Source organism: Bacillus sp. NP157 (genome assembly GCA_018889975.1).
Lineage (GTDB): Bacteria > Pseudomonadota > Gammaproteobacteria > Xanthomonadales > Rhodanobacteraceae > Luteibacter.
Genome location: CP076546.1, coordinates 943207 through 965304 on the forward strand (window position 1 = coordinate 943207; position 22098 = coordinate 965304).

At 68.1% G+C, this 22098-nt stretch carries 14 protein-coding genes and 8 pseudogenes; 14 read left to right on the forward strand and 8 right to left on the reverse strand.

The genetic code is table 11. The features are described from left to right. Positions 1-141: 141 nt before the first annotated feature. The 10 genes and pseudogenes from KPL74_04205 to KPL74_04250 all read left to right on the forward strand — a co-directional run bounded on the left by KPL74_04205 (position 142) and on the right by KPL74_04250 (position 6870). Positions 142-483, forward strand: a pseudogene (locus KPL74_04205) (autotransporter-associated beta strand repeat-containing protein). Positions 484-1005: 522 nt separating this feature from the next. Next, a pseudogene (locus KPL74_04210) lies at positions 1006-1335 on the forward strand (autotransporter-associated beta strand repeat-containing protein). A gap of 204 nt (positions 1336-1539) precedes the next feature. Next, positions 1540-1878, forward strand: a pseudogene (locus KPL74_04215) (autotransporter-associated beta strand repeat-containing protein). A gap of 60 nt (positions 1879-1938) precedes the next feature. Continuing rightward, a pseudogene (locus KPL74_04220) lies at positions 1939-2166 on the forward strand (autotransporter-associated beta strand repeat-containing protein). Positions 2167-2634: 468 nt separating this feature from the next. Beyond that, a pseudogene (locus KPL74_04225) lies at positions 2635-3021 on the forward strand (autotransporter-associated beta strand repeat-containing protein). A gap of 165 nt (positions 3022-3186) precedes the next feature. Continuing rightward, positions 3187-3558 (forward strand): annotated as a pseudogene (locus KPL74_04230) (autotransporter-associated beta strand repeat-containing protein). A 216-nt stretch (positions 3559-3774) separates the two neighbouring features. After that, positions 3775-4122 (forward strand): annotated as a pseudogene (locus tag KPL74_04235) (autotransporter-associated beta strand repeat-containing protein). A 198-nt stretch (positions 4123-4320) separates the two neighbouring features. Beyond that, a pseudogene (locus KPL74_04240) lies at positions 4321-4671 on the forward strand (autotransporter-associated beta strand repeat-containing protein). After that, the gene (locus tag KPL74_04245) at positions 4660-6663 is read left to right on the forward strand and encodes an autotransporter domain-containing protein (GenBank protein ID QWT22574.1); all 2004 of its coding nucleotides are present in this window, start codon (positions 4660-4662) and stop codon (positions 6661-6663) included. The pseudogene KPL74_04240 and the gene KPL74_04245 overlap by 12 nt, the downstream one beginning before the upstream one ends. A gap of 48 nt (positions 6664-6711) precedes the next feature. After that, a complete protein-coding gene (locus KPL74_04250; protein ID QWT22575.1) occupies positions 6712-6870 on the forward strand; it encodes an autotransporter outer membrane beta-barrel domain-containing protein in 159 nt (52 codons plus the stop codon). Between the two features lie 153 nt (positions 6871-7023). Here the strand turns inward: KPL74_04250 and KPL74_04255 are convergent, their stop codons facing one another. The 4 genes from KPL74_04255 to KPL74_04270 all read right to left on the reverse strand — a co-directional run bounded on the left by KPL74_04255 (position 7024) and on the right by KPL74_04270 (position 11320). Continuing rightward, positions 7024-8547: a hypothetical protein gene (locus KPL74_04255; GenBank protein QWT21215.1), complete on the reverse strand. Its 1524-nt coding sequence runs from the start codon at positions 8545-8547 to the stop codon at positions 7024-7026. Positions 8548-8593: 46 nt separating this feature from the next. Next, on the reverse strand, positions 8594-9343 hold the full coding sequence (locus KPL74_04260; protein ID QWT21216.1) for a siderophore-interacting protein: 750 nt from the start codon (positions 9341-9343) through the stop codon (positions 8594-8596). Then, positions 9340-10128, reverse strand: coding sequence for a PadR family transcriptional regulator (locus KPL74_04265; protein QWT21217.1), 789 nt, complete (start codon positions 10126-10128; stop codon positions 9340-9342). Before KPL74_04265 ends, KPL74_04260 begins: the two co-directional genes overlap by 4 nt. Before the next feature lie 220 nt (positions 10129-10348). After that, complete coding sequence (locus KPL74_04270; GenBank protein QWT21218.1) at positions 10349-11320, reverse strand: thioredoxin family protein; 972 nt, start codon at positions 11318-11320, stop codon at positions 10349-10351. A gap of 118 nt (positions 11321-11438) precedes the next feature. On the opposite strand from KPL74_04270, the gene KPL74_04275 reads away from it, so the two are divergent. Beyond that, positions 11439-12956: a fumarate hydratase gene (locus KPL74_04275; GenBank protein QWT21219.1), complete on the forward strand. Its 1518-nt coding sequence runs from the start codon at positions 11439-11441 to the stop codon at positions 12954-12956. 1165 nt (positions 12957-14121) lie between these two features. Here KPL74_04275 and KPL74_04280 read toward each other — a convergent pair. The 3 genes from KPL74_04280 to KPL74_04290 form a co-directional block, all read right to left on the reverse strand. Next, positions 14122-16479, reverse strand: coding sequence for a phosphoketolase family protein (locus KPL74_04280; GenBank protein QWT21220.1), 2358 nt, complete (start codon positions 16477-16479; stop codon positions 14122-14124). 80 nt (positions 16480-16559) lie between these two features. Next, the gene (locus KPL74_04285) at positions 16560-17492 is read right to left on the reverse strand and encodes a restriction endonuclease (protein ID QWT21221.1); all 933 of its coding nucleotides are present in this window, start codon (positions 17490-17492) and stop codon (positions 16560-16562) included. 51 nt (positions 17493-17543) lie between these two features. Further along, positions 17544-17801 (reverse strand): hypothetical protein, encoded by a 258-nt coding sequence (locus tag KPL74_04290; protein ID QWT21222.1) that lies wholly within the window; start codon positions 17799-17801, stop codon positions 17544-17546. 176 nt (positions 17802-17977) lie between these two features. On the opposite strand from KPL74_04290, the gene KPL74_04295 reads away from it, so the two are divergent. After that, on the forward strand, positions 17978-18502 hold the full coding sequence (locus KPL74_04295) for a hypothetical protein (protein QWT21223.1): 525 nt from the start codon (positions 17978-17980) through the stop codon (positions 18500-18502). A gap of 9 nt (positions 18503-18511) precedes the next feature. Here KPL74_04295 and KPL74_04300 read toward each other — a convergent pair whose 3' ends face one another. Beyond that, positions 18512-19540 carry an HDOD domain-containing protein gene (locus KPL74_04300; GenBank protein QWT21224.1) on the reverse strand — a complete coding sequence of 343 codons (1029 nt, stop codon included), beginning with the start codon at positions 19538-19540 and terminating at the stop codon, positions 18512-18514. Positions 19541-19698: 158 nt separating this feature from the next. Here KPL74_04300 and KPL74_04305 point away from each other — a divergent pair, with 158 nt between their 5' ends. Continuing rightward, positions 19699-20601, forward strand: a complete 903-nt coding sequence (locus KPL74_04305; protein QWT21225.1) for a hypothetical protein — start codon at positions 19699-19701, stop codon at positions 20599-20601. Then, the gene (locus tag KPL74_04310) at positions 20598-21995 is read left to right on the forward strand and encodes an MFS transporter (GenBank protein QWT21226.1); all 1398 of its coding nucleotides are present in this window, start codon (positions 20598-20600) and stop codon (positions 21993-21995) included. Before KPL74_04305 ends, KPL74_04310 begins: the two co-directional genes overlap by 4 nt. Positions 21996-22098: the final 103 nt, after the last annotated feature.

The window sequence follows — 22098 nt, forward strand, 5'->3', positions numbered from 1 at the left end:
GACATCGCCGCCGCGGGTAACCAGACCATCGGCTCGATCAGTGGCGTGGGCGGCAGCAACGTCAACCTCGGCGCGAACAGCCTCACGTTTGGCAATGGGTCGAACCACGTTTTCAACGGCGCGTTCAACGGTAGCGGCGGCCTGGTCAAGGTCGGCGCGGGCGTCGACACCCTGGGTGGCGCAAGCACCTATAGCGGCGGCACCACGCTGAATGCCGGTGGCCTGGTCGTCGGCAACGATGCCGCGCTGGGTAGCGGCACGCTCACGGTCGGTGGGGCTTCCACGCTCGACAGCACCGGTTCGGTCACGCTCGCGAACAGCATCGCGCTCAACGCCGGCCTCACCGTGCTGGGCACCAACAACCTTACGTTCAACGGGGCACTCACCGGCACGGGCAGCCTGACCAAGGAAGGCCTGGCCATCCTTACGCTCAACGGCGTCAACACCTATACCGGCGGCACCAACATCAACGCGGGCACCCTCGCGCTCGGTGCCGGCGCGAGCCTGTATGCCGGCGGCATCGTCAACCTGGCCACCAACGCGACGCTGGACCTGTCCGCCGGCAACGGTACGCAGCAGATCGGCACGCTGGTCGGCAATGGCACGGTCAACCTCGGCGCCAACTGGATCACCCTCGGTGGCCCCACCGACGGCACCTTCAGTGGCTCCATCGCCGGCACCGGTGGCCTGGTCAAGGAAGGCACGGGCACGGAAACGCTCACCGGCAGCAACACCTACACGGGCGGCACGCTGATCAACGCAGGCGTCCTCGCGATCGGCCCCGGCGGCAGCCTCTCGGCTACGGGCCCGGTCACGCTGACCGCGGCGGGCACGGGCTTCGACATCAGCAGCGGCGGCAACCAGGCGATCGGCACGCTCAATGGCGTGGCGGGCAGCACGGTCACGCTCGGCGGCAACGCACTCACGCTCAATGCCACCACCGATGGCACCTATGACGGTGTCATCGCGGGCACCGGCAGCCTGGTGAAGAACGGCGCGAGCGCCATGGAGCTCGGCGGCGCGAACACCTTCAGTGGCGGCATCACCCTCAACGCAGGCACGCTGGTCGCCGGCAACGACGGCGCGCTGGGCACCGGCGCCCTCACGGTCGCGGGCAACGGCGCACTGGACAGCAACTCGGCCGTCAACCTCGGCAACGACATCGGCATCAACGCCGGCATCAACCTCGACCTGCTCGGCAGCAATGCGCTGACCCTCGGCGGCACGATAAGTGGCGGGGGTGGCCTGGTGAAGGACGGTGCGAGCACGGTCACGCTCACCGGCGCGAACACCTATACCGGTGGCACTACGATCAACGCGGGCACCCTGGCGCTCGCGGCGGGCGGCAGCCTGGCCCCGACCGGCACCGTCAATCTCGCCGGTCCCGGCGCGTTCGACATCAGCGGTGGCGGTAACCAGACGATCGGCCTGCTCACCGGCGTCGCTGGAAGCGGCGTCTCGCTCGGCGGCAACACGCTCACCCTCGGTACGGCCGCCGATGGCGAGTTCGACGGCACGATCGGCGGTGGTGGCGGCCTTATCAAGAACGGCTCGGGCGTGCAGACGCTCGGCGGCGCGAGCACCTTCGCCGGCGGCACCCAGCTCAACGCGGGTGGCCTCGTCGTCGGCAACGACGCCGCGCTGGGCCTGGGCGACCTGACCGTCGCCGGCGCCAGCACGCTCGATAGCAACGGCCCCGTGACGCTGGCCAACAACGGCGTGCTCAACGCCGGCCTCACCGTGCTCGGCAGCAACAACCTCACCCTCAACGGCAATTTCTCCGGCACGGGCAGCCTGACCAAGGAAGGCAACGCCACGCTGACCTTGAACGGCATCAACACCTACACCGGCGGGACCAACATCAACACCGGCACGCTGGCGCTCGGCGCGGGCGCGAGCCTGGCCGCATCGGGCATCGTCTTCGTCAACAACGGCGCGATGTTCGACCTGTCCGCCGGCAACGGCAACCAGCAGTTCGGCACGCTGACGGGTTCCGGCACGGTCTTCCTGGGCAACAACAACATCGAGGTGGGCGGCCCCGCCGACGGCACCTTCAGCGGTTCTATCGACGGCACCGGCGCGCTGACCAAGGTCGGCACCGGCACGGAGACGCTGACCGGGAGCAACACCTACACCGGCGGTACCTTCATCGATGCCGGCATCCTTGCCATCGGCGCGGGCGGCAGCCTGTCGCCCACCGGTGGCGTCACCCTCAACGGCGTGGGTAGTGGCTTCGACATCAGCACCGGTGGCAACCAGGCCATCGGCGCACTCAATGGCGTCGCCGGCAGCAACGTCACGCTCGGCGGCAACGCGCTGACGATCAACGGCAATGCCGACAGCGTGGTCGACAGCACCATCAGCGGCACGGGCAGCCTGGTCAAGAACGGCGTCTTCCGGCTTGCGTTGCGCAGTGCCAACACCTTCAGCGGTGGCGTCACGCTCAACCAGGGCACGCTGGCGGTCAGCAACAACGACGCGCTGGGCACGGGTGCCCTCACCGTCGGCGGCGCATCGACGATCGATGCCGATGCAGATACGACGCTGACCAACGACGTCATCCTCAACGCCGGCCTGACCTTCGCCGGCAGCAACCCGCTGACCCTTGGCGGCATGGTCTCCGGCGCGGGTGGCCTGACCAAGGACGGCGCGGCGACGCTCACGCTCACCGGCGCGAACAGCTATACCGGTGGCACGACGATCAATGCCGGCACGCTGGCGATCGGTGCGGGCGGCAGCCTGTCGAACACCGGCAACGTGAACCTCGCCAACGCAGGCGCCGGCTTCGACATCTCGGCCGGCGGCAACCAGGCGATCGGTTCGCTCACCGGCGTCGCTGGCAGCAACGTTGCGCTCGGTGGCAACACGCTGGCGCTTGGCGGTGCGACGGATGCGAGCTACGACGGCAGCATCGGCGGCAGCGGCGGCCTGGTGAAGAACGGCGCGGGCGTGCAGACGCTCAACGGCGCGAACACCTTCAGCGGCGGCGTGGCGCTCAACGCTGGCGGCCTCGTCGTCGGCAACGACGCCGCGCTCGGCACGGGTGCGCTTACCGTGGCGGGTGCATCGACGCTCGACAGCAACACCGCGGTGGCGCTTGGCAACGACATCAACCTCAACGCCGGGCTCGACGTGCTCGGCAGCAACGACCTGGTCCTCAACGGCAACCTGTCGGGCGCCGGCAGCCTGACCAAGGATGGCGCGGCGACGCTGACCCTCAACGGCAGGAACACTTACACCGGCGGCACCTACATCAACAGCGGCACGCTGGCGCTCGGCGCGGGCGCGAGCCTCTATGCCGACGGCGTGGTCAACCTGGCGACAGGCGCGACCTTCGATCTCTCGGCAGGCAACGGCAACCAGCAGTTCGGCACGCTGGTCGGCAGCGGTACGGTCAACCTCGGCGGCAACGACCTCACGGTCGGCGGCGCGGCGGACGGTACGTACAGCGGTTCCATCGCCGGCACTGGCAGCCTGACCAAGGTCGGCACGGGCATCGAGACGCTTACCGGTGGCAACACCTATACCGGCGGTACGTACATCAACGACGGCACGCTGGCGATCGGTGCGGGCGGCAGCCTGGCACCGACCGGCGTGGTCTCGCTGACCGGAGCCGGTGCGACGTTCGACATCGCCGGCGGCGGCAACCAGCAGATCGGTTCGCTCAGCGGCGTGGCCGGCAGCAACGTGACGCTCGGCGCGAACGCACTGACCATCAATGGCAATGCCAACGGCACGGTCGACAGCACGATCAGCGGGGCAGGCGGCAAGCTGATCAAGAACGGCGCGAGCACGCTCGCGCTGCATGGCGCCAACACCTTCAGCGGCGGCGTCGACCTCAACCAGGGCACCCTGGTGGTCGGCAACGACGCGGCGCTCGGCACCGGCGTGCTCGCGGTGAACGGCGCGGCGACGCTGGATGCCGATGCACCGGCGACGCTCGGCAACGCGGTGACGCTCAACGCCGGCCTCACCGTGGCCGGCACTGACGACCTCACGCTCGCCGGCAACGTCAGCGGGGCAGGCGGCCTGACCAAGGACGGCGCAGCGACGCTGACGCTGTCCGGTGCCAACAGCTACACCGGCGGCACCACGATCAACGCCGGCACGCTGGCGATCGGCGCGGGTGGCAGCCTCGCACCGGATGCGGCGGTGAACCTCGCCGGCACCGGCACCTTCGACATCGGCGCCGCGGGCAACCAGGCCCTCGGTTCGCTCACCGGCGTCGCCGGCAGCACCGTGAACCTCGGCGGCAACGCGCTGACCCTCGCCGGTGCCACGGATGACACACTCGACAGCACGATCGTCGGCGCGGGCAGCCTGGTGAAGAACGGCGCAGGCGTCCTCGAACTCGGTGGCGCGAACACCTTCGGTGGCGGCGTGACGATCAACGCCGGTGGCCTGCTCGCCGGCAACGACGCGGCACTCGGCACCGGCACGCTCACCGTCGCCGGTGACGCCACGCTGGACAGCACGGCGCCGCTCACCCTCGCCAACAACGTCACCCTCGGTGCGAACCTCACCGCGCTGGGCAACCAGGACCTCACGCTCAACGGCAGCATCGGCGGCGCGGGTCGCCTGTTCAAGATCAACGTCGCCCGCCTCACCCTCAACGGCAACAACACCTACACCGGTGGCACCACGGTCACCGGCGGCACGGTGGTCGTCGGCAACAACAATGGCCTTGGCACGGGTGACCTCGCCATCGACGGCGCGACGCTGGAAGCGGGCACCACGGTGACGATCCCGAACAACGTCAGCGTCGGCAGCAACGGCGTCACCGTGGACGGTGCGCAGGACCTGACCGTGAACGGTGCGCTCTCCGGCACGGGTGGCCTGGACAAGGAAGGCACCGGCACGCTCACCCTCGGCGGCTCGCTGGCGGACTACACCGGTGGCCTGACGGTCAACGGCGGCACGCTCAGCGCGACCGGCAACTACACCGGCGGCCTCACGGTCGGCAGCGGCGGCACCGCCACGCTCAACGGTGGCGACAACAACGTTACCGTCGCCGGCCCGATCGCTGGCACGGTGAACCTCGGCGGCGGCGACCTCAACGTCAGCTACGGCAACCTGCCGGGCGTGACCGGCACGGTCAACGGCACGCCGGGCACCACGCTCAACGTCACCGGCGATGGCGAAGGCACGCTGCCGAACGGCGTGTTCAACAACGTCGGCAACCTCACCACGACGGCGGGCACCTTGTCGGTCGGCGCGGGCACCTCGGTGACCTTCGCCGGCGGCAGCACGATCGGCGGCAACCTCGCCGTGAATGGCACGCTGGGTGGCCCGGTGACGATTGGCAGCGGCGGCGGTCTCGTCGGCGGTGGCACGATCACCGGCCCGGTGACGGTCGGCGGCACCATCGCGCCGAGCGGCATCGACGGTGCGACGGGCGCCGCTGCAGGGTCGGGCACGGCGGGCACCACGCTCACCACCGGTGGCCTCACCCTGGGCGCCGGTTCCACCACCGCCGTGCGGATCACGCCGGACGGCACCAGCGACAGCATCGTTTCCAACGGCACCACCACCCTCGGTGGCACGCTGGCGACGAAGCCGACCGGTAAGGGTACGTTCAAGCCGGTCACGCGTTACGCCATCGTGCGCTCCAACGGCGGCCTTGCCGGCACCTACGCCAGCATCGACAAGGGCGACCTGCCGTTCCTCGACGCGGGCGTGACCGAAGAAAACGGCGTTGCCTACCTGACCCTGAGCCAGGCCGGCACTGGTGGCCCGACGACGCCGGGTGGCGAAGGCGTCGCCTTCAACGACCTGCCGGGCCTCACCGGCAACCAGGTCAACGTCGCGACGACGCTGCAGGCCATCGCGGGCTCGGGTGGCGATCCGCTGCCGACCCTGCTCGGCACGCTGCGTGGCCTCGACGCCGCGCAGGCCAGGCACGCGTTCGACACACTCACCGGCGAAACCTACACGTCGGCTGCGCAGGCCGAGCTCACCGGCCAGCAGGCTTACCAGGATTCGTTGTTCGAACGCCTGCGCCTGGCCCGCGACACCGGCGAGCAGGGCGTGGCCGCCTTCGCGGTCCCGTACACCTCGTCCAGCGACCTCTCGCGCAGCGCCGACGTGGCTCGCTCGGACTACCGCATCCACGGCCTGATCGTCGGCGTCGACAGCAACGTGTCGCCGGACCTGCGCCTGGGCGTCCACGCCAACTTCGCCAACTCGCGCAACGAAGTGCATAGCCGCGGCGATTACACCGACGTGGACCAGGCGGCGATCGGCCTGCATGCGGCGTACTCGAACGACAAGCACTGGTGGGCCGAAGCCATGGCGTCGTACGGCTGGTTGAACGGCAACAGCACGCGGCACATCGCCGTGGGCGACTACACGCCGTCGGCCTCGGGCGATAACGATGGCAAGACCACCAACGCGGCACTCCAGGGCGGCTACCGCTTCGACATCGGCCAGGGCATGCACCTGGAACCGTTCGTCGGTGCGTACTACACGAAGGTGAAGTACGACGCCTTCACCGAGAAGGACGCCGGCGACGCCAACCTCCGCGTTGGCGGCACCACGGCACGCGCCGTGCAGTACGGTGGCGGCCTGCGCCTCACCGGCGACGTCGACCTCGGTGCGAACAACGGCACGAAGCTGCATCCGATCGTGGTGGTGCGCTACCTGCACAACACCAAGGACGACTAGGTCACCAGCACCAATGCCTTCGCCGCCGAACCGGGCGACACCTTCACCGTGCAGGGCTCACGCCCGTCGAAGAACACCTGGCAGGCCGGCGTCGGCGCCAGCTTCGACATCACCCCGAAGGCCAGCGTCTTCGTCTACTACAACAAGGACATCGCCGAGCACACCAAGAGCGACGCCGTGAACCTCGGCGCCCGCTGGAACTTCTGAGTTCGTAATGCGTGAATCGTAAATCGTAAATCGTCAGGCGTTCGCGCGGCCCCCTGTAGGAGCGCGCCTGCGCGCGACCGTAACCCCCATCGCATGGCACCCCATGCCATGCGATGGGGCGCCAGGTTCGCCCAATCAGCAATCACAGCGACCTCAGATGCTCGCCAGCGCGGCCTCGACGCAGCTACGAAGCTGCGGATCCATGGTCGCATCGCGCTGTGCTTTCAGCTGGGTCAGTGCGCGATGCTGCCGCGGGTCGGGCTTCCACCATGCCTTGCCATCGCGCGACATCCGCAGCAACGCGTGGTCCACCCATGCGCGCTGCCCCTCCGTCAGCGGCACCGCTGCGCAGAGCAGGTCGAGCCGCTGGTTCGGCCCGACGGTGAACATCACCCGGTCGCGCAGTTGATCGCGCACGGGCAAGGTAAGTCGCATCAGCCGCGGTGCGTCGAGGGGAAGCACGTCGCGATGGGCGATACGCAACCATGCGTCGACGACGCGGTTGCTCGGATCGGTCAGCGCCTTCAGGGCGAGTGCTTCGTCGATCGGCAGGCCGATCCGCGCGATGGCTTGCAGCGCGCTGGCGCGAACGATGCCGCGCGGACTGTCGAGCATGGCGGTCAACATCGCCGCGTCGTCCGCGGTGGCCGTTTCGCTGAAACCCTGGTTCACCGGAGGCAACGCACCCAGTTCCGACGCCATCCATTCGCGGTAGATGCCCACGGCGTCGATGCCGTGGCGGGTGCGCAGCAGGTAGATGGCGGCAGCACGCATGCCGCCGGAGCGGTCGCCGAGGGCGAGGGTGAGATCGTCTTTCGAAAGCAGGCCTTGCGCATCCAGCGTACGCATCGCGGCGAGGCGTACGGTCGGGTGTGCTGCCATGAAGGCGCGACGCAGCCACGGCATGCGTTCGTAGTCGGCGAGTGCCGTCGTTTCCTGCAGGCCGCGCAGCGCGACCGCGGGATCCGCATCGGCGAGGGCGCGCGGCACGAGGTCGGCGTGGTCGATGCCTGGCAGCGCGAACGCCCCGTCGTACGCCCACTGGCGTACGGGACCCGAAGGATGGCCCAGCGCCGCGTCAAGGTTGCCCGGCTGCTTCAGCCAGGCGAGAAGGGCCTGGGCGATGGCGGCCTGGTCGACGCGGCTACGCAGGCGCAGGCGCAGCAGCAGGGGCAACACTTCCACGACGCCGTCGACGGGCGCGCCGGGCAACGACGTGACCAGCGACTCGGTCGCAAGCGCGCGCACTTCCGGCACCCAGTCGGACAGGCGCAGGATCGTCGCGATCAACTGCAGGCGTGACGGATACGACCGCGACTCACGCAGCGCACGCTCGCGGACGTGGCCATGGCGGCTGGTCGATTGCACGAACAGCGCCGCGTCGCGTAGCGCGGGTGGGGCGCCAAGCGCCGTATCGATGAAGGCATGCCGGATGTCGAATGGGATCCCGCTGTCCCAGTGGCGCACACGCTCGTCCAGGGCCAGCAGGTTGGCAGGGGTCATCCGCGCCAGCAGCTCGACGACCGACAGGGGGCCTTTCGCCCCCTCGGGCCATTCGGTGACGCCGACGGCCATCGCGTGGCGCGTCAGCGGCTCGATGTCGCCGGGGGCGACGAACGCTTGCGCATTCGGGTCGCGGCGCATCCACGCGGTCAAACGGTCGGTCCATGAACTCACTCGCGCAATCCTTGCTATGGAGATGGTGGCGCGAGTCTACCGAAGTTCAGGCCTGCCAGTAGCCCGTGGCCTTGACCCAGTCCTTGTCGATGCCGCGCTGCTCTACCAGCAGCGAGCGCAGGTTGCGGGCCCGCTTCGATTCGGTGGCGACCCACCAGAAGGTATCGCCGGGCGGCAACGGCAGGGCGGCCAGTGCCTCGTCGAGCGAGGGCGAGGCGCCGCGGATGAACCACTGCACCTCGCGGGCGAGGTCCTGCTTTTCGTCCGCCGAGGCGATCTCCGCGAGCACGGTGACCGGGGTATCCGCCGGCATCTCTTCCAGCCAGCGGCCGATGGCGGGCAGGGCGGTTTCATCGCCGACCAGCACGTAGTGGTCGTAGTCCGCCGGCACGATCATCGAGCCACGCGGGCCGCCCACGCCGAGGGTGTCGCCGACCTTCGCCTGCTCCGCCCAGGTGGAGGCGGGGCCGTCGCCGTGGATGACAAAGTCGAGGTCAAGCTCGAGCGTGTCGGCGCGGAACTGGCGCGGGGTGTAATCGCGCGCCGGGGACGGTTCCTTGCCTTCCGGATAGACCGGGCCGTCCGGCGTCATCGTCGGCAGGTTGAACTCGCCGCTGGACGTGGGCAGGAACACCTTGACGTGGTCGTCGGGCGAGGCGGAAGGAAAGCCTTCCAGCTCCGGGCCCTGCACCGTGATGCGGACCATGTGCGGGGTGAGCGATCGCACGTTCACCACGGTGAGCATGCGCATGCGCACCTGGTGGCGCACGCGCTGGATCAGGTGCTTTTCGCTCATGCCTGGCGCTCCGCGATCTGCTTCGCCGCGGCGGCGACGATGGCGGCGACGCGCAGCGTTTCGGCCTCGTCCCACGCCTTGTGGTGGTTCATCAGCTGGTGCTTCAGCACGTGCATCGCGTCGCGCACGCCGTCGGGCACGGTCATCCGGCGCATGTGCCGCGACATCACCTGCAGGCGTTCGGTCAGCGCATCGAGCGTGTCGCGATTCTCGGTGAGGAAGGCACGGCCTTCGTCGGTGATCGCGTAGAGCTTCTTGCCGCCGGTCTCGGCCTCGACGCGCGCGTAGCCCAGCTCTTCGAGCATGGTCAGGGTCGGGTAGATGGCGCCCGGGCTCGGGCTGTACTGGCCGTTGAACATCTCTTCGATGGTGCGGATCAGCTCGTAGCCGTGGCGCGGCTGCTCTTCGATGAGGGCGAGCAGCAGCAGGCGCAGGTCGCCAGTGCCGAACATCCGGCCGCCGCCGAAACGACCGCCGCCGCGGCCGCCGCGACCGCCTTCGCGATCGTCGAAGCCGAACGGGCCGCCGCCGCTGAACCGACCACCGCCCCGGCCGATGCCGAACATCGTCCAGCGGCCGTGGTGGTGATCGCCGTGGTGGCCATGGTGGCCGCCGTGATGGCCGTGCTGCCCGTGATCGCGCTCGCCGCAGCGCCCACGGCCGAACTCGGCCTGGGCGCGGGTGTCGTCGCCGAACAGCTCATCGAGGTGGCGGGCGTCGTGGCGGCCGTGGTGGGCGTGGAGGTGGTCGCGGAAGTGGCGCCTGGCGTGGTGGAAAAAGTGCATGGGGGTTCTCCGATATATCGTACGTAGTGGTCGTACGATATATCGTGAGATACGGTCTTAGCAAGCCCGTCGTTTCGCTGGGGCGGGGCGTTGTAGGAGCGCGCCTGCGCGCGATGGGCCCGCATCGCCGTCCGATGGATCGCCGTCCGATGGCTGGCCCAGACGTTTTCGCGGAGTGTCTTCGCGCGCAGGCGCGCTCCTACGGGGGCAGTGGTGGGATTTAGCCGAAGGTGAAAGTAAAGGCGTGGAAGTTGGCTTTCGGGATCTTGATGGTGAGGACGTGGTCCTTGTAGCCGTCGCCGTCGAACAGGGTGTAGAGCTGGGATTTCTGCACGGTGACGGGGGCCATGGGCTTACCGTCGACGGCGATCTCCAGCGTGACCGGGTCGTTGGCGCTGGCGACCATGTGGACCTTCTTCGCCTTGAAGTGCAGGCGGATTTCGCCGTTGGCGCTGTCCAGGGTGGCGTTCTGCCGGCCGATCTCCCAGCGTCCGACCAGGGCGAACTGGTTCAGCTCCAGCCGCGAGGGCGCGGTGAAGTCGCGGGTGCCGGTGCGGTCGCCTTCGGGGCTTGCGTTGTTCTTGCTGCGGTCGCTGCCGAAATACATCTCCGGCGAGCCCAGCTGGTTGAAGTCCGGCGCGTCCTTGTCGGTTTCGGCCTTGTCGTCGGCGAGGCGCGGCAGGCCAAGCAGGGTGCGGATGGCGTTCTCCATCTCGGCGTAGTTGCCTTCGCCGAAGTGGTGGGCGATGACGTTGCCGCGCTGGTCCACCAGGTATTCGGCCGGCCAGTACTGGTTATCCCACGCGTCCCAGGTCTCCAGATCGTTGTCCTGCGCCACCGGGTAATGGATGTTGTACTTCTGGATCGCGTCGCGGACGTTGCCTTCCTGCTTTTCGAAGGGGAATTCCGGCGAATGCACGCCGATCACCACCAGGCCCTTGTCCTTGTACTGGTCGTACCAGCGGGTGACGTGGGGCAGGGTGCGCAGGCAGTTGATGCAGGAATACGCCCAGAAATCGATCAGCACGACCTTGCCGCGCAACTGCTTCATGGTCAGCGGCTTCGAGTTCTGCCACGCGGCGATGCCGGCGAATTCAGGGGCGACCTGCGCGGCGGCGGCCGGCCGGGCGAGGCCCGCGACGGCGGCCACGAGGGCCAGGGCGAACAGGGCGGTGCGGAAGCTGGAACGCATGGGAACTCCGTTGGGCGGGGGTGCCTGGACATAGACCGGGGAGGGCCCGGTCACCTTACACCGCCGTGGTGCGCTAAAATTGGCGTTTGCCAGCCCACAGCGAGCCAGCGGTAGCACCATGACCTCGATCAAGCAGGACGACCTCATCCAGAGCGTCGCTGACGCCCTCCAGTACATCTCGTACTACCACCCGGTCGACTACATCCGGAACCTCACCGCCGCCTACGAGCGCGAAGAGTCGGCCGCGGCGAAGGACGCCATCGCCCAGATCCTCATCAACTCGCGCATGTGCGCCGAGGGCCACCGGCCGATCTGCCAGGACACCGGCATCGTCACCGTGTTCCTCAAGGTCGGCATGAACGTGCGTTGGGACGATGCCACGATGAGCGTGGAAGACATGGTGAACGAAGGTGTTCGCCGTGCCTACAACCACCCGGACAACAAGCTGCGCGCATCGGTGCTGGCGGATCCCGCCGGCAAGCGCACGAACACGCGCGACAACACGCCGGCGGTCATCAACGTGTCGATCGTGCCGGGCGACAAGCTCGACGTCACCGTCGCCGCGAAGGGTGGCGGTTCGGAAGCGAAGTCCAAGTTCGCGATGCTCAACCCGTCCGACTCCATCGTCGACTGGGTGCTGAAGACCGTGCCGACCATGGGCGCCGGCTGGTGCCCGCCGGGCATGCTCGGCATCGGCATCGGTGGCACCGCCGAAAAGGCGATGCTGCTGGCGAAGGAATCGCTGATGGAGCCGATCGACATCACCGAGCTGCAGGCCCGTGGCGCATCCAACCGCGCCGAAGAACTGCGCCTGGAGCTGTACGAGAAGGTCAACGCGCTGGGTATCGGCGCCCAGGGCCTCGGTGGCCTGACCACCGTGCTCGACGTCAAGGTCAGCGACTACCCGACCCACGCCGCGAACCTGCCGGTGGCGATCATCCCCAACTGCGCCGCCACCCGCCACGCGCATTTCGTGATGGACGGTTCGGGCCCGGTGATGCTCGATCCGCCGTCGCTGGAAGACTGGCCGAAGCTCACCTACGACGCGTCCAAGGGCCGCCGGGTGAACCTCGACACGATCACCCGCGAAGAAGTGAACAGCTGGCAGCCGGGCGAGACGATCCTGCTCAACGGCAAGCTGCTCACCGGCCGCGATGCCGCGCACAAGCGGATGATCGACATGTTGAACCGCGGCGAGACGCTGCCGGTCGACTTCACCAACCGCTTCATCTACTACGTCGGCCCGGTCGATCCGGTGCGCGATGAAGTGGTCGGCCCCGCTGGCCCGACCACGGCGACGCGAATGGACAAGTTCACCCGGCAGATGCTGGAGACCACGGGCCTGCTCGGCATGGTCGGCAAGAGCGAGCGTGGCCCCACCGCCATCGACGCGATCCGCGACAACAAGGCCGTCTACCTGATGGCCGTTGGCGGCGCGGCGTACCTGGTCTCCAAGGCGATCAAGTCGTCGCGCGTGCTCGCCTTCGACGACCTCGGCATGGAAGCGATCTACGAGTTCGACGTGCAGGACATGCCGGTCACCGTCGCCGTCGACAGTGCGGGTACCTCGGTGCACCAGACTGGGCCGAGGGAATGGCGTTCGAAGATCGGGAAGATTCCTGTGGTCGTCGAGTAAGACTGGGCTTGCGTGCGGTGGGGGTTGATGCGACCCCCATCGCGCGCAGGCGCGCTCCTACAGGGGGGTGCGAGGTGGGCGGTGTGGCGGGCGATCTGCGCGTCTTCTTCGGTGGGGATGACGCGGCTGGCAAAGTCGCCCATCCACTGCAGCCCGGCAAGGATCGCATCGCGGGTTACCGCATCGTTTTCACCGATGCCGCCGGTGAACACCAGCAGGTCCACGCCGCCCAGCGACGCCACCATCGCGGCGATATGCTTGCGCGCCACGTGGACGAACACATCCTGCGCCAGCCGCGAGGCGGCGTTGTCCATCGCATGCAGCTTGCGCATGTCGCTGGTTCCGCCGGATAGCCCCTTGAGCCCGGACTCCCGGTCGACCAGCGTCTCCAGCCGCTCCGCGTCGTAACCCTTCTCGCGCATCAGGTACAACAGCACGCCCGGGTCGAGGTCGCCCGGCCGCGTACCCATGACGATGCCGCCCGTCGGTGTCAGGCCCATGGTCGTATCGATCGACTTGCCATCGCGCACGGCGCACAGGCTCGCGCCGTTGCCGAGGTGGGCGATCACCACGCGCGAAGGGATCGCCGCGCCGAGCTGGCGGACGATCGACTCGTACGACAGCCCGTGGAAGCCGTAGCGTTCGATCCCGCCCTCGCGCAGCGCCGCAGGCAGCGGCAGGGTTTTCGCCACGGCGGGCATCGTCGCGTGGAACGCGGTGTCGAAGCAGGCGACCTGCGGCGCATCCGGGAAGGCCTTGCGTGCGCGCTTCACCATCTCCACGGCGGGCGGCACGTGCAACGGCGCGAACGCCTTGGCTTCTTCCAGGTGCGCCATCAGGGCATCGTCGATCAAGGCATGCGCGCGCACGTTCGGGCCACCGTGGACGATGCGGTGGCCGATCGCATCGGGCATCGGCAAACCCTTCCCGCGCAGCGCCGCGGTGATCGCGGCGACCGGGTCGGCATCCTTGCCGGGGGCATCGGTCTGGTCGGAGAGCAGGGTGTCGACCTGGTCGCCGTCGACGGCGTATAGGCCGTATTTGAGGGAGGAGGAGCCGGTATTGAGGGCGAGGATGTGCATGAAGATCCGTGTCTGTTTTGTAGGAGCGCGCCTGCGCGCGAATTAGCTCACCGCAAGCCTCATCGCGCGCAGGCGCGCTCCTACTATTCGGCTTGCCACTGCCAGTCGCGGACGTCGGGCAGGTCCTGGCCGTGTTCGCTGACGTAGAGCTTGTGCCGCTGGATATCGGCCCAGTAACGCTGCGTGGCTTTTTCCCGTTCACCGGCGAAGCGTGGCACGCGGTTGATCACGTCGAGGGCCAGCTGGAAGCGGTCCATGTTGTTCAGCACCATCATGTCCAGCGCCGTGGTGGTCGTGCCTTCTTCCTTGTAGCCACGCACGTGGATGTTGTCGTGGTTGTGCCGGCGGTAGGTCAGCTTGTGGATGATCCCGGGGTAGCCGTGGAAGGCGAAGATCACCGGCTTGTCCTTGGTGAACAGGTCGTCGAACACGTCGTCGTCCATGCCGTGCGGATGTTCGTCCGGCGTTTCCAGCGACATCAGGTCGACCACGTTGACCACGCGGATGCGGATGTCGGGCACGTACTCGCGCAACAGCATCACCGCGGCGAGGGTCTCCACGGTGGGTGCGTCGCCCGCGCTGGCCATCACCACGTCCGGATCGTCGCCACCGCGCCCGGCCCATTCCCAGATGCCGGCACCGGCGGTGCAGTGGCGCACGGCGGATTCGATATCCAGCCACTGCCAGTCCGGCTGCTTGCCGGCGATGATCACGTTGACGTACTGCCGGCTGCGCAGGCAATGGTCGGCCACCGAGAGCAGGCAGTTGGTATCCGGCGGCAGGTAGATCCGCACGATCTCCGACTTCTTGTTCGCCACGTGGTCGATGAAGCCCGGATCCTGGTGCGAGAAGCCGTTGTGGTCCTGGTGCCACACGTGTGAGCTCAGCAGGTAGTTAAGCGACGCGATCGGCGGACGCCACTCCATCTTGCGCGTGGTTTTCAGCCACTTCGCGTGCTGGTTGAACATCGAATCGATGATGTGGATGAAGGCTTCGTAGCAGGAGAAGAAGCCGTGGCGGCCGGTGAGCAGGTAGCCTTCCAGCCAGCCCTGACACTGGTGTTCGCTAAGCATCTCCATCACCCGGCCATCCGGCGCGAGGTCTTCGTCGACGGCCTCGTACTCGCCCAGCCAGGTCTTCGGGCTCGCCTCGTAGATCGCTTCGAGCCGGTTGGACGCGGTCTCGTCCGGCCCGAACACGCGGAAGGTGCGCATGTTCTGCCGCATCACCTCGCGCAGGAAACGACCCAGCACGCGGGTCGCCTCGGCCTTATGGTCGCCCGGCGTCTTCACCTCTTCGGAGAATTGCGCGAAGTGCGGCATATGCAGCTGCTTGAGCAACAGGCCGCCGTTGGCGTGCGGGTTCATGCCCATCCGGCGCTGGCCTTTCGGCGCAAGCGAAGCGAACTCTTCGCGGAACGCACCACGTTCGTCGAACAGCTCGTGCGCGTCGTAGCTCTTCATCCAGTCTTCGAGCAGCTTCAGGTGTTCGTCGTTCTCGAACTTCGACAGCGGCACCTGGTGCGCGCGCCACGTACCTTCCACCGGCTTGCCGTCGACCACCTTCGGCCCGGTCCAGCCCTTCGGGCTGCGGAACACGATCATCGGCCAGCGCGGACGCTTGGCGTTGTCGGCGCTTTCCTCGCGCGCTTCCTTCTGGATCCGGCGGATTTCGTCCAGGCAGGTATCCAGCGCAGCGGCGAAGGCCTGGTGCATCGGCTCGGGCTCGTGGCCTTCGACGAAGTGCGGCTCGTAACCGTAGCCACGCATCAGGTCGCGCAATTCCTCCGGCTCGATGCGCGCAAGCACCGTGGGATTGGCGATCTTGAATCCGTTGAGGTGCAGGATCGGCAGCACCGCGCCATCGCGCACGGGGTTGAGGAACTTGTTCGAATGCCAGCTCGTGGCCAGCGCGCCGGTCTCGGCTTCGCCATCGCCGACCACGCAGGCGACGATCAGGTCCGGGTTGTCGAAGGCGGCGCCATAGGCATGCGACAGCGAATAGCCGAGTTCACCGCCTTCGTGGATCGAGCCCGGGGTCTCCGGCGCGACGTGGCTGGGGATGCCATAAGGCCACGAAAACTGGCGGAACAGTTCGCGCATGCCGGCCTTGCTGCGGTCGATGCGCGGATAGATCTCGGTGTAGGAACCTTCGAGGTACGTATGGGCCACGGGGCCGGGGCCGCCGTGGCCGGGGCCCATCACGTAGATCATGTTGAGGTCGCGCTCGACGATCGCGCGGTTGAGATGGGTGTAGATGAAGTTGAGGCCCGTGGTGGTGCCCCAGTGGCCGAGCAGGCGGTGCTTGATGTGCTCTTTCTTCAGCGGCTCTTCGAGCAGCGGGTTGTCGCGCAGGTAGATCTGGCCAACGGTAAGGTAGTTCGCGGCGCGCCAGTAAGCGTGCATGCGACGAAGGAGGTCGGCATCGAGCGGCTCGGTCATGGGCTAGGTCCGGGGTGGGCAGGGTCTCGCCCCAGCCTAGGCCCGCCGTGATGGCAAAGGCGTGAACGTACGTGCCTTGCCTAGTAGCCGCCGACCTCGCGCGTGTTGCGCTCCATCACTTTCAGCGCATCCTCGTTTTTCTTGCGACTGGCGCTCTCGTCCTGCTTGCTCAGGCGTTCGCGCTCCGCCAGCTCGCGAACGAGGCTGGGCGACATCGCCGGTTCGCGCGAACGCGGCAGGATGATCCGCGTACCGGGTGCGACCGTGACCCCCACCGATGCGGTGGGGGCGGGCGCCAGCGCGGGTGTCTCGGCGACGACCGCCTGGGTCGAGGCCGGGGCCGGCGCAACGACCGAGGCGGTCGATGCGACGGGCGCCGGGGGGGCGGCGGCCGGGGCCGGCGTCGTCACCGGGGCGGCGGCGATCGCCTGCGGCGTGTCATGGGTGCCCACGGCGCGCCAGATGAATAGCCCGAACAGCGCCACGACCACCACGCCGATGGCGATGGGCATGGCCCTCGGCCGGTCCTTGCGGGCGCGGCGGCGGGCCACCGCGGCCTTCTTCGCGACCTTCTCGGCCGGACGGGAGCCGGGCGGGGCGACGTCAAGGTGGTCGGGCAGCTTCAGCAGCACCCGCAGCACGTCGCCATCGACCAGCTGGATCCGCGGCTGGCGGCGCACGGCGGCCTGGGCGGCCGGGGTGAAACGACCGCGGGTGACCAGCACGCCGCGCGAGGCCGCCTCGTTCAGCATGTCGCTGATCAGCGTGTTGACCTCGTCGACGTCGACCTCGATGGCATCCCAGTGGCCACACTGGACGATGCTGGTCTCGCTGCCACGGCGCAGGCGCAGGTCCATCCCGGCGTGGGAAAGCGCCTTCAGGTCATGAGCCGTCACGCGTTCCACGCGGAAACCCTGCTCGCGGTAATACTCCGCGAGCAGATGCTCGAAGTCTTGCCAGCTCAGCCGCGCAAGGGCATCACCGGCTTCGCTGGGGCGTGCCGAAAAGACCAAACCAGGGAATCCTGCCAGGGATTAGAACGTCGATATCATACACTTAACTGGCTATTTGCCGGAAATCCGGCCGCCCTGGGCCGCCTCGACCATGCAGTCGATCGCGTTTTCGATCTGCTCGTCACGCGCCTCCGGGTGGACCACCACGCAGAACGCCGTGTCGCCGAGGGCGCGCATGGCCACGGGGCAGCAGACGAGCCCGTCCGCCGCGCGCATGGGCGGCGGGGAAGCGCGTGCGATGTCGAAGGCCCGGCTGAACTGCTGGCCGTCCTGCGGGCCGCCGGCCATCAGGGTGATCCACTTGTGCATGAAGATCACTATCGGCGGTGTCCGGGCGCCGCGTAGGGCGTTTCCGGCACTTTCACTATGGCGTTTTCGGCAGATTGTGCAGGCCGGCACCGGGGCCGCCGACAGGCTTCGCCGCCGGCCGCCTTGCAGGTACAGTACGCGGCTCGTTACAGGGGACCCAGGGGTTAATGCACGTGATGAAATATGTAGTGGCCGCCGCCGCGGCCGTGATGCTGTCCGGCTGCGGCGGCAAGACGATGATCGAAGCCGATGCCAGCCGGATGGTTGCCGCGAGCCCTTCCTCGCCGTGGCTTACCGTGGAAAACAAGCTCGGCAGCGTGGTGACCGTGAAGGGGCTGGAAACCAGGGCCCACGTCGAAGTGACCCCGGACACCGTCTCGGTGATCCAGGCCCAGCTGCGCACCTCGCTGCAGCCGAAGTACTTCACTGACCTGATCATCGGCTGCCGCAACCTGGGCCTGTCGGTGACGGCCACGCCCAAGGCGGACGAGCCGGCGACCACCATCGACCTGCAGGCCGACTGCCGGATCGTGGCGCGCGGCAAGATCGTCGTGAAGGGTTATCGCGTGCAGAAGGCGGTACCGCTGCAGGCGGACGAGCCGCATCTGGCGACGGTGGTGCCGGGCCTGCTGCAGGCGGCGTCGGCCGACCTGGCGACCCAGGTCTGGGCCGACGTGGTCGCGACCGGGGCCGCGCGCTGACCTGACGCCCTAGGCTTCCGCGGTGGCGGGGGCGCGCAGGTCGTTGCGGGCGGCGAGCAGGCGTTCCTGGCTGAAGCCCTGCGCCGGCGTGGCGAGCAACACGCTCTCCGCGTCGGCGACGCCTTGCTCGACCAGCACATCCAGCATGGCCGTACGGCTGGCCGCGAGCAGCGACCGGCCCAGCGGCGTGCGCGCGCCGGCATCGGCGGGGTCCGCGCGCTCGGCCAGAGCCTGCACGACGCGGGACGGGAATTCCCAATGGCGCGCGGCATGCAACGACAGCCGCTCGACCTGTTGGCCCACGGCGGCGACGAACGGCCGGCTCAGGCTTTCCTGGGCCAGGCCCGCGGCGTCGAGCTCGAGCAGGATCGTCTGCGCACCGGCCTGGCTGACCAGTCCGGCGAGGAAGGCTTCGAACGGATCGGCGGCCGGACGGCTGAGGAACACGCAGGTGCGGGCGCAGCGCTCGGCGTGCTCCCACAGGCGTTCGCCGGCGGCGCGGCTGACAGGGTCGGTGTCCGTGCGCAGGATCGGCCGCATCACCAGCTGCATCACCACCCGGCGCAGGCCGGTCTGGCCGAGCAGGGTGATCGCCTGGGGCAGGCCGGTAACCGGACGCGAGGTACGGAAATAGGCGCTGTTCGCGACGCGGATGATTTCACCGACCAGCACGGTGTCACGCGCGATCAGCTCGGCCAGCGTGCGGCTGCTGCTCTCGTCGTTGCGGAGCTGGCGCATCAGCTGCGGCACCACCGCCGGCAGGCGCGGCAGCGTGCCGACGTCGAAACGCTCGGCGCCGAAGGCATCGCGCAGGCGGCGCAGCGCGGCCTGCTCGGTCGCGCTCATCGCCGGCTCGCTCGACGGCGCCAGGCCCATCAACAGCCGATAGAAGCGATCTTCGATCTCTTCGGCGACGATCGCATTGGAAGCCTCGACCGGCGACGGCACGGCCACGGCGACGAACGCGTGCTCCGGCTCAACGGCAGCAGGCGCGGGCGTGCCGGCGCCGAACAGCTTCCTGAAAAACTGGCCGATCACGGGCGCAGCGACCTCAAAACGGGGTGGGGATGTAGGGATGAGTATATGCCCATGCCAGCCACCGCGGCGTCTTGCGCGTGCCGACCTTTTCGTGCGTTTCGCCGTGCACGGGCATCCGGCGTTCGCCCACGCGCGCCGCGGCAGGCAAACTACCCGCCATGCACCCGCTCCCCGCCAGCCGCGTCGTCCTGCCATCCACGGGTTGGCACAGCGTGCTCGACTTCCTCTGCGAACGCTTCCCCGCGATCGATCGCGCCACCTGGCAGTCGCGCATGGCACGCGGCCTGGTCGAAGGCCCGGACGGCCCACTCGACGCCGACGCGCCCTTCGTCCCGGGCCTGCCGCTGACCTACCGTCGCGAAGTCGCCGCCGAACCACGCATCCCGTTCGAGGAAACCCTGGTCTACGTCGACGACGACCTCGTCGTCGCCGACAAGCCGCATTTCCTCCCGGTGATGCCCGCCGGCGCGTACGTCGAGGAAACCCTGTCCGTGCGACTCGCCCGCCGGCTCGGCAACCCCGACCTCGTCGCGCTACACCGACTCGACCGCGCCACCGCCGGCCTCGTGGTGTTCTCCGCACGCCCCTCCAGTCGCGACGCCTACACCCGGCTGTTCCGCGAACGACGCATCGAAAAGACCTACGAAGCCCTCGCGCCACCGCTGCCGGGCATCACGTTCCCCCATGTCCGCGAAAGCCGCCTCGACCGCGGCGAACCGTTCTTCCGCATGCAGGAAGTACCCGGCGAAGCCAACGCACGCACCCTCATCGACGTGATCGAACGCGGGGCAGGGCAGTGGCTCTACCGACTGAATCCCGTGACCGGGCGCAAGCACCAGCTACGCGTGCACATGGCCTCGCTCGGCGCACCCATCGTGGGGGATGTGATGTATCCGGTGTTGCGCGAGGAGGCACCCGGCTTCACCGAACCGCTCGGCCTGCTGGCCCGCGAACTACGCTTCGTCGATCCGTTGTCGGGGCATGAACAAGTCTTTAGAAGCGAACGCACGTTGCACGGCTCTGCTAAAATGCGCGTTCCCCCGCCGCCTCCGCCCGGATGACCACCGCCCCTGGCTTTCGTACCGTTGCCCTGATCATCGCAAGCGCGATGTTCATGGAGCAGTTGGACGGCACGATCCTGGCGACCGCGCTGCCGGCGATGGCGGAATCGTTCGACGTCTCGCCGCTGCACATGAGCGTGGCGCTGACGTCCTACATGCTGAGCCTGGCCGTGTTCATCCCGGCCAGCGGCGCGATCGCCGACCGTTACGGTTCGCGCAACGTCTTCCGCGCAGCGATCGCCCTGTTCACCGTCGGCTCGATTCTGTGTGGTGTCGCCGGAAGCCTTCCGCTGCTGGTGTTGTCGCGCCTGTTGCAAGGCATCGGCGGCGCGATGATGGTACCGGTCGGGCGCCTGGTGTTGTTGCGCTCGGTGCCCAAGTCGGAACTGGTCAGCGCCATGTCCTGGCTGCTCGTCCCCGCGCTGATCGGCCCCGTCGTCGGCCCGCCGCTCGGCGGCTTCATCGTCACCTGGGTCTCGTGGCGCTGGATCTTCTACATCAACGTCCCGATCGGCCTCGCCGGCATGTGGCTCGCGACGAAGTACGTGCCCGACGTGCGCCTCACCGAACGCGTACCGTTCGACCGGATCGGCTTCGTCCTGTCCGGCATCTCGCTCTCGTGCCTGGTCTTCGGCCTGGAAATGGCCAGCCGCGGATCGTCGACGTTCTTCGGCTCCACCGGCCTGATCATCGCCGGCATGCTCGCGGGCGCCGGGTACCTGATGTACTCGCGACGCATCGCCAACCCCATCCTCGACATGTCGCTGATGCGCTTCACCACCTTCCGCCTCTCGGTGATCGCCGGCTCACTCACCCGCATCACCGCCGGCGCCGTACCCTTCCTGCTGCCACTGATGATGCAGCTCGGCTTCGGCCTGTCCGCCGCACACAGCGGCGTGATCACCTTCGTCTCCGCCCTCGGCGCCATGCTCATGAAAGCCACGGCCGCCCCCGTCCTGCGCCGCTGGGGCTTCCGCGCCACCCTGGTCTGGAACGGCGTCTTCTCGATGATCTGCGTCGCCCTCTGCGCGCTATTCCGCCCCGACTGGCCCCTGTGGATCATCTACGCCGTACTGCTGCTCTCCGGCTTCTTCCAGTCACTACAGTTCAGCGCCTACAACACAGTCGCCTACGCCGACGTACCCAGCGAACGCTTCTCCAGCGCCACCAGCTTCTACACCACCTTCCAGCAACTCATGCTCTCGCTAGGCATCTGCGTCGCCGCCGCCGCCCTCCACGTCTCCGTCGTCTGGCACGGCCGCGAACACGCCGCGCTACCCGACTTCAGCCTAGCCTTCCTCGTCGTCACCTTCATCTCGCTGATCGCCGCCCCGGTATGCGCCTTGCTGCCGAAAAACGCCGGCGCCGAAATGAGCGGGCATCGCGGGCGGTAAGCCATGCGCGATGCCATCGCGAAAACAATCGCGATGTCTGTTGGCTGTTCGCGCGGGTATTTCCAGGTTGCGGCTGCGCCGCCGTGTTTTGGTTCGCGCGCAG